Annotated in this window: 19 protein-coding genes and 1 pseudogene; 3 read left to right on the top strand and 17 right to left on the bottom strand. The window is 51.1% G+C overall.

Features of this window, described 5'->3' with window-relative positions:
- The 17 genes and pseudogenes from C9411_RS26085 to C9411_RS20025 form a co-directional block, all read right to left on the bottom strand.
- A pseudogene (locus C9411_RS26085) lies at positions 1 to 182 on the bottom strand (RNA polymerase subunit sigma-70); the annotation flags it as partial.
- Positions 183 to 537: 355 nt separating this feature from the next.
- Positions 538 to 1182, bottom strand: coding sequence for a hypothetical protein (locus tag C9411_RS20095; RefSeq protein WP_107227782.1), 645 nt, complete (start codon positions 1180 to 1182; stop codon positions 538 to 540).
- Positions 1183 to 1245: 63 nt separating this feature from the next.
- The gene (locus tag C9411_RS20090; protein WP_107227781.1) at positions 1246 to 1476 is read right to left on the bottom strand and encodes a hypothetical protein; all 231 of its coding nucleotides are present in this window, start codon (positions 1474 to 1476) and stop codon (positions 1246 to 1248) included.
- A gap of 118 nt (positions 1477 to 1594) precedes the next feature.
- Positions 1595 to 2011 (bottom strand): hypothetical protein, encoded by a 417-nt coding sequence (locus C9411_RS20085; protein WP_107227780.1) that lies wholly within the window; start codon positions 2009 to 2011, stop codon positions 1595 to 1597.
- Positions 2008 to 2538, bottom strand: coding sequence for a hypothetical protein (locus C9411_RS20080; protein WP_107227779.1), 531 nt, complete (start codon positions 2536 to 2538; stop codon positions 2008 to 2010). The genes C9411_RS20085 and C9411_RS20080 overlap by 4 nt, the downstream gene beginning before the upstream one ends.
- Positions 2535 to 3146, bottom strand: coding sequence for a glycoside hydrolase family 19 protein (locus C9411_RS20075; RefSeq protein WP_107227778.1), 612 nt, complete (start codon positions 3144 to 3146; stop codon positions 2535 to 2537). The genes C9411_RS20080 and C9411_RS20075 overlap by 4 nt, the downstream gene beginning before the upstream one ends.
- Entirely contained in the window at positions 3143 to 3475 is a 333-nt protein-coding gene (locus C9411_RS20070) for a phage holin family protein (protein WP_230116436.1), read from the bottom strand. Before C9411_RS20070 ends, C9411_RS20075 begins: the two co-directional genes overlap by 4 nt.
- The gene (locus C9411_RS20065) at positions 3465 to 3842 is read right to left on the bottom strand and encodes a putative holin (RefSeq protein ID WP_049202652.1); all 378 of its coding nucleotides are present in this window, start codon (positions 3840 to 3842) and stop codon (positions 3465 to 3467) included. Before C9411_RS20065 ends, C9411_RS20070 begins: the two co-directional genes overlap by 11 nt.
- A gap of 221 nt (positions 3843 to 4063) precedes the next feature.
- Positions 4064 to 4492 carry an antiterminator Q family protein gene (locus tag C9411_RS20060; protein ID WP_107227777.1) on the bottom strand — a complete coding sequence of 143 codons (429 nt, stop codon included), beginning with the start codon at positions 4490 to 4492 and terminating at the stop codon, positions 4064 to 4066.
- 52 nt (positions 4493 to 4544) lie between these two features.
- The gene (locus tag C9411_RS20055; protein ID WP_107227776.1) at positions 4545 to 5540 is read right to left on the bottom strand and encodes a DUF968 domain-containing protein; all 996 of its coding nucleotides are present in this window, start codon (positions 5538 to 5540) and stop codon (positions 4545 to 4547) included.
- Complete coding sequence (locus C9411_RS20050; protein WP_107227775.1) at positions 5525 to 5908, bottom strand: RusA family crossover junction endodeoxyribonuclease; 384 nt, start codon at positions 5906 to 5908, stop codon at positions 5525 to 5527. Before C9411_RS20050 ends, C9411_RS20055 begins: the two co-directional genes overlap by 16 nt.
- Positions 5905 to 6450: a phage N-6-adenine-methyltransferase gene (locus C9411_RS20045; protein WP_107227774.1), complete on the bottom strand. Its 546-nt coding sequence runs from the start codon at positions 6448 to 6450 to the stop codon at positions 5905 to 5907. The genes C9411_RS20050 and C9411_RS20045 overlap by 4 nt, the downstream gene beginning before the upstream one ends.
- Entirely contained in the window at positions 6447 to 6674 is a 228-nt protein-coding gene (locus C9411_RS25640; protein ID WP_158263886.1) for a hypothetical protein, read from the bottom strand. Before C9411_RS25640 ends, C9411_RS20045 begins: the two co-directional genes overlap by 4 nt.
- A complete protein-coding gene (locus tag C9411_RS20040) occupies positions 6671 to 7393 on the bottom strand; it encodes a replication protein P (protein ID WP_107227773.1) in 723 nt (240 codons plus the stop codon). The genes C9411_RS25640 and C9411_RS20040 overlap by 4 nt, the downstream gene beginning before the upstream one ends.
- The gene (locus tag C9411_RS26080) at positions 7390 to 8343 is read right to left on the bottom strand and encodes a hypothetical protein (RefSeq protein WP_107227772.1); all 954 of its coding nucleotides are present in this window, start codon (positions 8341 to 8343) and stop codon (positions 7390 to 7392) included. Before C9411_RS26080 ends, C9411_RS20040 begins: the two co-directional genes overlap by 4 nt.
- Positions 8344 to 8541: 198 nt before the next feature.
- On the bottom strand, positions 8542 to 9075 hold the full coding sequence (locus C9411_RS20030; protein WP_107227771.1) for a YmfL family putative regulatory protein: 534 nt from the start codon (positions 9073 to 9075) through the stop codon (positions 8542 to 8544).
- A gap of 27 nt (positions 9076 to 9102) precedes the next feature.
- Positions 9103 to 9300 (bottom strand): Cro/CI family transcriptional regulator, encoded by a 198-nt coding sequence (locus tag C9411_RS20025; protein WP_107227770.1) that lies wholly within the window; start codon positions 9298 to 9300, stop codon positions 9103 to 9105.
- A gap of 99 nt (positions 9301 to 9399) precedes the next feature.
- Here C9411_RS20025 and C9411_RS20020 point away from each other — a divergent pair, with 99 nt between their 5' ends.
- From C9411_RS20020 to C9411_RS26075, 3 genes are all read left to right on the top strand, one after another.
- On the top strand, positions 9400 to 10050 hold the full coding sequence (locus C9411_RS20020; RefSeq protein WP_107227788.1) for a S24 family peptidase: 651 nt from the start codon (positions 9400 to 9402) through the stop codon (positions 10048 to 10050).
- Between the two features lie 82 nt (positions 10051 to 10132).
- Positions 10133 to 10468, top strand: coding sequence for a hypothetical protein (locus tag C9411_RS20015; RefSeq protein ID WP_107227769.1), 336 nt, complete (start codon positions 10133 to 10135; stop codon positions 10466 to 10468).
- A gap of 42 nt (positions 10469 to 10510) precedes the next feature.
- The gene (locus C9411_RS26075) at positions 10511 to 11164 is read left to right on the top strand and encodes a DUF1640 domain-containing protein (RefSeq protein ID WP_233221932.1); all 654 of its coding nucleotides are present in this window, start codon (positions 10511 to 10513) and stop codon (positions 11162 to 11164) included.
- Positions 11165 to 12350 lie beyond the last annotated feature (1186 nt).

Here is a 12350-nt window from a genome sequence, read left to right as displayed (position 1 = left end):
TGCTTGTTACCTGCCGGTTTTTTCTCTGGTCGGGTAACAGTTTTTCGGAAGCGCTCGATGTTCGCATTCGACGCTTCAACGTCAATGTCGTCTCCGGCCAGAACCAGCCAGCCGCGGGCCTTCCAGGCCGTTACCGTCTTTCGGCTAACGCTGTGAAGTTTGGCAAAATCTGACTGGTTCATCTGTTACCTCAGGTGTTACCTGTTACCCAAATTTCAAAAGTTGATAGCTAGACGCAGAACGCGGCGCGCAATGCCCGTGAGATAAAAAAGTGCCAGGAAGGACCCATTTTTTTCTGGAGCCCCCAGGGAGGTGCGCGGTTCAAATTTTTTTGAACCTCACCACGTAGGTCGCCACGTCGCCGGGAAGAATTAGATCATGACAGTGATAATGTGCCGTGGTCTGCTCTTGGCTTGGTGTCGGAAGGCTTGCTGCGAATGCCTTCGGCGGAGGAGGTGGTGCTGGTCGCACAACTACATCACCCGGCTTATAAGGTGGCGGGGTTGGTGCCCTCATGCCCATGATGGTCCTCCCTTATCATCTTGCTGTTCGCATCACCTCTGCCATAGCCCTGCTCAGCTCAGTCGGCATCAAGGCGTTGGCCATAGCCTGCGCACGGTCGAAATAGCCCAGCGTCGGTTTCACTGGCAGAGCATCACCGAACTGGATCAACAACTTCGGCGCCGGCATCTTCATGCGTGGCTGACGTGTACCGTTCGCAGAGCGTTTGCGCCGTTTTTTGCCCTTCTTCCCTTTCTTGGCTTTACGCCGCTGCCAGACGCCGTTGGTGCCGTCGATTTCACCAATGAACACGTCATCCTTAGCCTTCAGCTGCGCCATCTTATTGCGCGTCAGGTTGCCGTATTTGTTCAGCTTGATGTTCTTGGGGTTCAGCAGCGCTTGGCTATTCAGCTTATGCTGGCCGCCGAATTCGAATGGCTCCAGATAGCTCGCGGCAGTGTCCATCACGAACACCTTGGCCTTCAGGTTACTTTTCCGGGCGCCGAACGATTTAACCGAGTTGACCGTAAACGGCGTGGGGTTCTCCAGATGCCGCTTAAACGCGGTTTTCTCCGCTGCCTCTATCTTTCTGGCGACGCTTGTCAGTGCCTGCGCCGTAGCAAACGGGATTTGCTTACGTACGCTCTGGAGTTGAGCCGACAGCTCTTTTAAACCAGCCATCCTCACTCCCCAAAAAAAACCCGCAAAATAGCGGGCTTAATTTAGAATCACTTGATATAGCTATTACTCTTCATCGTCTTCTTCAAGTGCTGCTTGGATTGCATCAGCTAAGTTAGCAACCTCTTTTGCAACATTGCTTAAGTCATCGTCAGCTCTGGAGTACACAGCTTGATGCGCATTGCCAACGGAATTCTTAGCAATTTCCAAAGCGGCTTGAACAGCCAATAAACGCTTACGATTTTTAGCAACCTTAACGCCGGTGTCGCCATCCAGATCAAAATAGCCGTCTAACATATCAATCTCCATTTGCTAAACCCACAACGTTTGCGGGTAACTATCTGTAAATGGGGTTTGTTCTGATAATAACAAGGGCATTATCGATGGCCCTCGCAAAGACCACCTGTAGTGCTAATTACGACGTGACTTCCTTCACGTTGTCTCGGGCTATAGAGAGCAAAAACTTTACAATTAACGCAGACAGCGCATAGCTCACCGCAGTAAACACCCATCCGGAGTAAGCCAGCAGTAAGGTGATAGCGATAAAAAAAATCCAACTAATACCGCGAAGTATTGGGTTTCTCTTCTTCACTGCTTCTTGAACAATTGTTATCAGTTTTTGTTTCTTTTGCTCGTCCTTTTCGCCAGGTATCACGTAGCTGAAAATAGATATCAATACGCCGACGAGCAAGCCAAGGACAATGATTACCCAATATACGGCGGCGGCCACTCCAACCAACGACGTTATGCCAGCAAGTGAACCGTAAGCCAGAAGCGCCAGAACTACATACGAGGTTGAGGCTATGAGTGCCTTAATCAGAAATTTCTTCACGGAGCTTTCCTTTCTTTTTCAAGCAGGCGTATCGCCAGCAGTTGGTTGTTCGCTTTGTCCAGCGCCGCCAGCAGAGGATCAATCCATAGCACCGCCTGACAGTATGTCAGGGTGCCGGAGGCAGTGGCGCCAGCACCGGTTGCGTCAGCGTCGCCGGTATCGGCTGACATTGCGCGGGAACGTAGACGGTGCGTGTAGTCGAGCAACCCACCAGCAATAGCAGCAGGAACAGCAAGATCGCACGTCGGCTGATTCTTGAGGATCGTCCGGTATTCAATTTCTTTCCCCTGGGTGGCCGCATCGGTGTTGATGCCGTACTGATTCGCCGCGTTGCTGATTTCGTTGACGCGCTGAAAGTGAAGCGCCTGAGTGGCGATCGTCGCCGTCTGTAGGTTGTTATCGCTCTGCAGTTGCTTGACCGTGCCCTCCAGCCCCTCCGACTTTCCCTGGTAATAGCTGGCTATCCAGCAGGCGACCATTACGACCACCAACAGCACACCTGCAATTATCGCGGTCGCTCGGTTCATAGCAGCACCTTACGCGCCATGTCGTACCGTGCCTGGCGATCAGATAATCCGTTGATGCCACCATTGATACGTTGGGTTACCCATTCGATATCGTTAGCATTGCGGCCACAATCGCGTGATTTCCAGAACCAGCCGGCAGAACGCATCGCGTTACCGTCGCTTTCCAGCAATTGAGGATTGCCAACCAGGTCGAGTTTCAGCGCAATACCGCACGCTCGGTAGTTGTCCTGGCCGGTAACCTGAATCAGCCCACGCCCACGATATTTCCATCCATCACCGCGTGATTTATTGCCCAGGCGATCGGCGTATACCAGGTTTGCAATCGCCGCCTGGTTTGCCAGGTGTGCCGTTGTACGTCCAAGCATGTCAGCCTGATAGGGAGTGATGCGTTTCCCAAAGGTTGAAAGCAATCCCTGTGGCGTGTAGTTCAGGCTCTCTACCGTGCGAGTAAAGCCAGCTGATTCATGCCCTACCTGAGCAATAAACATTGCCTGTGCCGCTGGCTTCTCGATTGAGAACTCAGCAAAGGTGGCGATCAGATGCGGATACCAGCGCGCAGCTAACCCGGCGCTAATACCAGCCGCCCGTTGAAATTCGTTTTGTGTCATTGTGGCCTCAAGGGGTGTAGCAGTTTCGCGATGTTCCCCTTAACCCGGTACAGCGCGATGCAGATGATGAGATTCGCCGCGATTACGCCCCAGTGTGTTTCCTGGTACTGCTGAGCAATGAAGCGAAACGGGATCCATGAATAGGCGCAGATAACCAACCATGCCAGCCAGGCTATCCATGCTCGGTGCCGGTAACCTGTTTTTCTGAAGCAAGCAAGGCGGCAGACAATCGCCGAGCAAAGCAACACATTCAGCACCACAAGTGGATCACTGGTCGTTACTGTGTGAATGAGGTTTAACCACATCACAGAGATATCGTTACTTGCCATTCGCGCCTCCCCGGAATCTGGAAAACAGCGATGTCGGATCCTCCATCTTCTCACTGACGAAGGTAAGCAGTTTGACCGCGACGGCAGAGATGATCAGCGCACCTAACGGCTCTAGCGGGGTATCGTTGTAATTCAGCCATGCTGAAAGCTTGGCGCCGGCAACACTCGCACCGAGCACACCAGTTCCAAATGAGACAACGAACGAGAAAGCCTGTCTGATTCGCGGAATGTCTTTGGCCTGGGTGACGTAGAACATCGCACCGATGAACGCGCCAAAGATAACCCCGTAATCAATGCCAACTGCAGGCGCCGCAATCGTGGCCGACACCAGCGCAGTGGTGCCAGTCGCAGTTAATGGATCGGACATCGTTACTCCTCATTGCTGTAATTGTCCTCTCCATACCGAGGGCATAAAAAAACCGCAGTCTATGCCACGGCTAATAGGGTTCAGCCACCAGCCGTAAACGATTTGGCGATACGGGGTGTGCCAGGTGTGTGTCGTATGTTGGCTGGGGCTGAAAACAAGAAAACCCCGCCGAAGCGAGGTTTTGAAAGTTGATAAGCTACGTCACTGCGTAACCACTCTTATCAGACTAAAACACAATTTGCGGACCGCGTTAGCGTTTTATCATAAATATTTTCACGTTCTGTTTCCGGGTCCATCTCCAAACGGATATCCAACATCGACAAGCACCCTTCTATGAAGTTTTCCCCCATCTGCAACCCTATCCTGATCAGCTTCTCGTCCTTTTTAAATGCCCTGGCTATAGCGCGCTTTTGCATGTTGAAGATGTAGTGCAGGACCACCAACTGATATTCATCCGGGCGCCGGCGTTTCAACTGAGCCATGCATCCTTCAATGACCAGTCCGTCATCATCGCAACACGACAGCCGTGATTTCCCTGTCTGTGGCAATAACCCCTTGAAACCTGCAGCTATAGGTGAGTAATCCACCCCGCTGTTATCACCAGATGCCCAACCACCCCAACGCTCTAACACTGCCTGAATATCTCTCATGCTTTTTCTCCAGGCGTCTGGCCCGCATGCCAGCTCGCCTATTACTCCACACTTATGAAATGGCGCCGATCGATAACGAGTGGTCGATGAATCTGAACCACAGTTCGATCTGAGTACCGTGCTCTTCCTCCCACCGTGACATGTCACGATGCAATTCATCGTGATGTTTTCGACATAGTGGAAGAGTAAAAAAATCGTGCGCCTTGGTTCCCATGCCACCCTGTCCGTGGCCAATGATGTGATGGGGGTCGTCCGAGGGTGCTCCGCAGCATGCGCACGGCTGAGACTTGACCCAGCGAGTAAACTTCTCACTGGTCCAGCGCTCACGCTTTGGAATCTTGAATAACGCCTTTGGTGGCGCAGGATCGATAACTAACGTTTTGGCCGCTTTTTTGGCTTTCTCGGCAACGATTTGCTTTGCCGCCGGCGTATGCTCGATATCTGATTCTTTCTTAACCCCTGCAGGTACGCTGTACGGCGCCACACGCAGTGATGCAGCGGCCACCTCTTCAGGGATCAGATCGATAACCTCTTTGACCCAAGCCCACCAGCAAAGCTCAGGCAACGTCAGCTGGTGGGATTCGTCAAACATGAAGTGCGCGCGGGCGCGGTAAACGACAAAATCAGCCACGTTCTGCTCTGCCAGCTTATTCAGCATTGGGCTCGTCTGCTCACGGTATTTGTGCTGGTGGTGCCAACACATCCTGATGCTGTGGTCGCCGTATTCCATCACGCTGATGTTCTTGTCGTGATACCCGTCTGCGCTGGCACACTGGCATTCAAAACCACGGCCTAACCAATCGCGCATAGCGGCGGGGCCACCAGCAGCCCCCAATACTCGCTCATGCGTGAAGAACGAACGGAAACGTGGATCAGTTGCCAATTGCTGTTCTACTGTCGGCAGTGCACCAGATGGCATCTTGCGAAACTCAGGCGGCACTCTGGTCACCATGACCCGATCACTAAACAACGACATCAGATCAGCTCCTGGTTTCAATATCACCTGGCCGAGCTCGCTGATGATGATAGGTTTCAACAGGCAGCGCATGGCATCACCTCGCTGATCTTCAACTCAACCTTTCCACCCTTCGTGACCGGTCCCCACTCCGCCTCGATGCGCTTAATCTGGCTATCATCCAGCCATACGCCTGCCTGCGTCATCGCATCGAACAATGCCTTGAAGTAGTTATCCAGATCACGGCGTGCTCTGTTCGGTGGGCAAAATACAACATGAACCGAGATATTGGCGCTGTTCGGCTTCGGCCGGCGGCGCAGTTGCTCGATTACCTGCGCGATAGCCTCAGCCTGGAAAGCTCTACCTCGTTCACTGACCAAAGTGCGCCCACGTGACGATCCCTTGTTTGGCGAGCGCCAATAGCCGTTGACGCTTGGTGGGAATGGCAACGTCAATTTCATGCAGCCACCTCGCGCAATGTCTCGGCGCCAATACTGATTAGCTCATCGCGGCTTACAGTCGTGAATTGGCAACGTGGTTTGATGAATGGGCGCCAGATCAACAGCATGCTTCCCTTGTTATTGCCGTTCACTTGCTTACCCGTGCCGGCGTTAATGAACGATATGCGGCCATCGGTGATCAACCTGACTTCATCAACCGACTTCAGCGCCAATGCGAACCAGCTTACCGAGGTGTCCGCAGGTATCAGCATGACGATCGGCTGATTCTGCACACGGCATTGTTGCGTGGCTTTTTCAACCCAAGGCTTAATCGCGCTATATGGCGGATTGCACCAGATGGCGCCGTAGCTCTCCCAATCGACTGCCAACGCGTTATCCTGCTCTGTCAGGTAACGAGCGCACAGTGCGTTGTTTTTGTCTGCTGCAGCATCCAGGTAAAACCCAAACTCAACATCAAGCGCGCTGAATATCTCGATCGGTGTTTGCCACCGGTCTTTATGCTCTGGTGGCGTATGGCTGACGCCAAGATAATCTGACTTCATGCAAAACTCCCCTCTGCCTTACGAACCAGATAGCGCACTACGCAATAATCAGTGCTGAACCGCTGGCGTTGCCATTCAATTAACCAGCCCTGACGCTGGGCATACTTTCGAAAATCACCGCGTTCTTGCCATATACGGCGTGCTTCTCTGAGCATCCACCAGCGCCACACGCGATGAGCAATTACCAGCAGGGGCATAACCTCAATTCCAGATACGCACTTCATGATGGTTTCCCCTCTCGCTTCGAGCGGATGCGTGCCAGCAGCTCTTCACCTTTACGCTGAAATTTGCCGTCTTTGTCGATTAGCTCTGACGGCGCCAGAATGTGTTGCTTGTGGGCGATTTGTGGTGCGGGGGTTGGCACTCTTTCGCCCTTGGCCAGCCGTTTAGCCCATCTGTTGAGGTGCTGCTGAATTGATTTGCGGATCTCGCTTTCGGTGTAGTTGTGCTGAAGCATCAGATGACGAACGTCGATCACAATCCAGTACATGACCGGCGCCGACCAATTGAAATCTTCAGGCCGGGCATGCTGACCGCGATTCGCGCTGTAGCGCTTGAACTCCGCTTCAACGTCATCAACAGATGGCAGGCCCGCATTCTCAGCGGCGCCAGCCTTACACCAGCCAATGAACTTTCCACAGCTCGGCCAGAAGTCGCTTTCTTGCTGACGCGCCATGCGCATGCCGGCCTGCAGTTGCTCAACGGAGGTGATCCCATTCTCCGCGAATGCCAGGATCCACTGGCGTTTTGCGGCTGAGACTTCTGCTGGCGTGCTCAGCGCTGTTTGCTTAGCGGCGGGAAAGACTTGCATGAGGTTGACGAACAACAGATCAACCAGTTTTTCAGCGTTTCCATTGACCACTCGCGCCTGCGGTTCTGCGGGCATCATCCGCGCCAGTGCGTTACCATCGCGATTTTGGACAGCACTCATGAATTTATTCATAGGGTGTTCTCCCATGCTTCAGCAGTGTTCCAATGGCCGCCGGCCGGTGATGCAGGGCTAACGCTAAGCTTCAGCGTCAGGTCGTCCCACTTCTCACGCAGCTTCGACGGGCTCAGGATGTTCTTGCACCAGAATGGATCCCGGTTTGCTTTCGCGAACAGTTCGCAGATCTGCTTGTGCGTGCGGCCGTCCTGAGAACACATCAGGCGGATTTCGTTTGCCCAGTCTGCCCAGTTAGGTTCCTTCGGTCGGGCTACCTCCCCATCGCTTTCGGCAGCTTGCTCGTACAGCTTCACAATGCGAGAACGGATCCACTCTGCGCACTTCAGGTCTTCAGCACTTCCCCAGATTTTTTTCTTGGCACTGAAAACGACAGCTTCTGGGTGCCGGGATAAAAACACCTCATCAGAGGGAGCGTCTGGTTGCGCAGCGACCTGACTAGAGGGTTTTATATTTGATGTACTCTCTGTAGTAATCTCTGTATGAACATTGGTGCAATTTGACCCGATGGGAGCGGCTCTCTTTGAACCTTTGCAACGTTTCACGCTGACCTTATGCATTGGTTCAATTTGAACTGATGGAATGGTGCAATTTGAGCCAATGGAGCTATCGAATAAACCGTCACTGCTCAAAGCTGGATGTTGATAGTTAATCGCGTAGAAATTGGTCATATCCCGCTTGTCCTCGCTGAGCTGCTCGACGTAAATACACCCCTGTCGTTCCAGATCGGAGAATGTCCGCTTAACGGTAGATAGAGACCAGAATGGGAATTGTTTGGCCCATTCTTCCATCGTGTTGTAAACCCAGCGCCTACCGTTGTATTCAACGCCTGATGCCGTGTCAGCAAGCCAATAATGTATTTGCTGTAGCGCAATAGCTTGATTCAAACCAATGCGCGCAGCTAACTCTGGCAGAACAACCAGAGGGCGCGAAGGTAAGATCAAACTCATGGGCGCTCCCATGGCGCCGGCAGTGCCAAATACTTGAAACGATCCACAACTTCCTGCAACGCTCTGTGGGTGACAGGCATCCAGCCGCCAGGTATTCTCATCACATAACGCAACGGCAGGGGCGGTTTGGCACAGCTTGAAGCCACACACCGAAATTGCCCACGCAGCCGACTATCTGCTAATCTGTTCATGCGTTAATTACTCCACACGTTTAATTGATGCACTCGACGCCCGGGACCGCATATCCTGGGCGTCACCCTCTCCAAACATCATCACTGTCACCGCGTAAATCTCAGCCACCAGCGATTGGATCCGGTAACCCTTCGCTTTCAGTTTTTTGCTCTCGTCTCTGTCCAATACCCCATCAGCCGTAAATTCGTTATGTGCCTTGGCAAACAGTCCCAGCGCCGACATCAGTTCGTTGAACTTCACCAGCAACTCTTCGTTATCCACCTGTTCAATCTCCGGTAGCTTTACGAAAACACCACCAGCACGTTTACACATCGCCTCGGTGATATCGCTGCGGCCTGAGATTGCTTCCATTTCAGCTGCCATCCCCAGCGGAACGACTTGACCAGACACCTGGCGAACGCGGTTGCGCAATGCGTTTTCGGTACCAGAAACCGGGTCCAGCTGCTGAGCCATCGCGCTGTATTTACCTGGGAACAACGTGATCAGCTTGTGTATCGCTTCGCTAATGTCGTCCTGGGTCAGAAAGTCTTTGTTGTCCACAAGGTTTCTCCGCTTCTGTGGTTTTGGTTAAGCCGCTGGCGAGGTAGACTTTTTGTAAAGAGAGAGATCAACTTTCAGTTCACCACCAGTAATAACCTGGATCTCGAATGCTCGACCTTTGGGAATAATCTCCCCCCAACCCGATACGGAGGCATGCGACAGCCCTAATGCCTTGGCTGTTTTGCCCACCCCATCGAAGTACGAAATAACATCATCTTTTTTCATGGCTCACTCTTTGGTAAGGGAATGGAACACTTGGATAGTAGGATATCTTACATTAAAGAGTCAAGGAATCCTACATTGCTAAATGGTAGGATTGCCTACATGGAAATGAATGACCGAATTCGATCAAGACGCAAAGAGTTAAAGCTAACTCAGGACACCTTAGCCAAGCGCATAGGGGTCAATCGTGTCACCGTCACTGGCTGGGAGTCAGGCGACTATAAACCTGGTGGTGAGAACCTCCAGGCTCTAGCCGCTGCCCTAAGCTGCAATCCAAACTGGCTTCTTGAAGGTGGCGATATTGACGAAAACATCACATATGTAGGCAAGGTTCGACCAGGGCTTGTCCCTGTTGTTGGTGATGCCGTTTTAGGGGTTGATGGCATGATCGACATGGTCGAGTACCGTGGTGGATGGCTGAAGATTTATAGCGATGATCCGAATGCATACGGGCTTCGCGTTCGGGGCGATAGCATGTGGCCACGCATTCAGTCTGGTGAGTTCGTTCTCATCGAACCAGGTACCTCAGTACATCCTGGCGATGAAGTGTTTGTACGCACCAAAGATGGGCACAACATGATCAAGGTGCTCAACTACACTCGTGAAGGGGAGTACCAGTTCACAAGTATCAACCAGGATCACAGGCCAGTTACTATGAACTATGATAGTATTCAAAAAGTTGAATACGTTGCAGGCATACTCAAAGCCTCGAGGTATGTAGACAGTGATGGAGTTAACGACACTTCACTATAATCTATACTCCACTTAACTTTACGTTAGTTTTTTATTTAATTTCATGAAGTTATAATCAAAACATCTTAGCAAGGAGAAAAGGATGTCAGTTAAATTAAGTAAAATTAAGAAAATAGAAAATTATGCCGAATACAGAGCCGACTTCGTTGGTTTTGCACCTGTAGCTACAACCAATGAGACAACAGTTGATGTGCACTTCATTAGCACTAGGGCGGTCCCAGCAATCATTAATGAAGGTAATGAATCAGACAGCCACAATGAAGACGAGCATATCGTGAAGGAAAAAACGTTACAAATTGGCTCAACAAACGAACTAGTTCACTCTTGTACAGTAACAATGCCGCTAGTACAGTTGAAAGGCCTAAGAGAAGCTATTGACTCTCTCCTCCTACAGCTAGAACAACAAAAACAAAAATAATCTTACATCATGGATAAATCACACAGCATGTCATGTGGAACCATGAACATTTCTTATGAGATGCCTGGAGAGTCCACACCCTACACTATAAAAGTTGACGGTTTACCACATAATAGCTTTATGACATTTGTGAAAACTGGCACAAATGCTGTAAAACAGTATAATTCAAAACAACCCAATAGTATTGTCATCACTGAGCAAACTGAGCGTGAGATACTGCCTAGGACTTCGGAAGGTAATCTAAACATACGATTAGATTCACCAAGTGAGGATCCAGAAGCTATGGATAGTAAACCAAGCGTGGAAAATGACATGTCTGATTTGAGCAGAAACGAGATTCAAGCGCTGCTTAAGGCCAACAAAGCTGAAGTGGATGCTGTTGCATCCAGTATGCAAGCTGACATGGCCAAATGGCGTGAGCTTATGTCCTCCGACTTAAAGGAGATCAAAAGCCTTGTTTCGTCACAACATGCAAGTATTAACAGTAGGCTTGATCTTCAATCAGTGCGTATCGAAACTGCTTTAGAGTCTCATTCCAAGAAAATTGATGCGGCTCTGTCCATACAAGAAGCAAAACTCGAAGGTAAGCTTAGTGATGTAAAACTTGAAATTATCAAATGGGCGCTTGGCTTACCTGCATTAGCGTTTGCGCTTTATAAAATTTACGGGGTAATGTCTGGAAATCCAACCCCATAGCTATACTCAAAAACCGACTGTACAGTCGGTTTTTTTATGCCCTCTCCCTGCCTCCCCCCCTACTGCGTTCCCCTTGATTCCACCAGCCCAACATTCACCCAAATCTAAATGTCAGATTCCCTACAATTTGATATTGACTTAAAATGTCAGATATCCTACATTTGATTCATCAGCAGCGAACAGGCAGGACGCCCACGAAGTAGCCGCCCGAGGCACACGAAGATCGGGATGATTCGCTGAACCAGGCTTACAGCAGAGGGTCGTTCGATGAGTAAGCGAGGATGGCGGTCTTTGGTTTATTGCGTTGTTGGTTGTGCTGTTTTCTGGCTGTTCTGTTTTGTGGTTGTCGCCGGGTAACCGGCGCACATCGGAATGCTCACTCAGCCGATTCCCTAAATTCTGGGAGCGGTGAAGGATCTTGAACCATGAGTGAGCAGCCCAATGTGAAGCGTCTTTTCTCCCCTGCTGCTATCAGCTTCGGCTATGACGGCTTCAGAGGGAACATGAGAGCCGGGAGCCTGACCCAGCAACGTGAACAGGCCGACAACTGGAGGAATGGATTATGTAACAGATAAGCGGCTAATGGTCTAGAAGGCCAGCCACGCGACGGCGGTGTTACAGGTCGGGTTCCCACGGCGACGCAGTGAGGGAAAGGCAGCGTAAAGCATCACTCAGTTCCGGTTGGCGCCCGGTTAACGCATCAGTCAGCCTAAAAATGAAGAGTGCCATTCGGGGTTATGCGGCGGCATCCGAAATGACGAATCCGCCGAGTGGGTACGTCAGCGGTTAGCTTGCTATCCCCACCATGTTGGCTGGAAGGTCAGCACCACAATCAAAGAGCGCGGGTAGAGAAAAACATCAAACACCATGGCAACGGTTGGCTGAATCCCGGAGAAGGTTGTCAGAAACGGTGAGTACCGCTCTTTTTGATTGTGGTTCAAGGCTGGAAACTTCGGGGCGTTGTTTACCAGCCACCACACCAAATGCGCCGGGCCGGCGGCACTGCAGCGAAAGCGAGCGCAGATATCCGGCAAAAATGCGATTGCTGTGTGTAGTCTTTGGCGGCCACGCCGAACTTCAACCAACAAGGGGTGAAGATAATATTCATAGGCTGGCCGCTACTTTTTCACATATCTGGTGGCGTACTGTGTCGGTTCCTCATTTATATCTACACAGTATAAATACC

It is taken from the genome of Serratia sp. Nf2 (assembly GCF_003028435.1).
Classification (GTDB): Bacteria; Pseudomonadota; Gammaproteobacteria; order Enterobacterales; family Enterobacteriaceae; genus Serratia; species Serratia marcescens_L.
The sequence above is the reverse complement of the archived record's forward strand: the minus strand, read 5'-3'. Positions and strand labels throughout refer to the sequence as shown.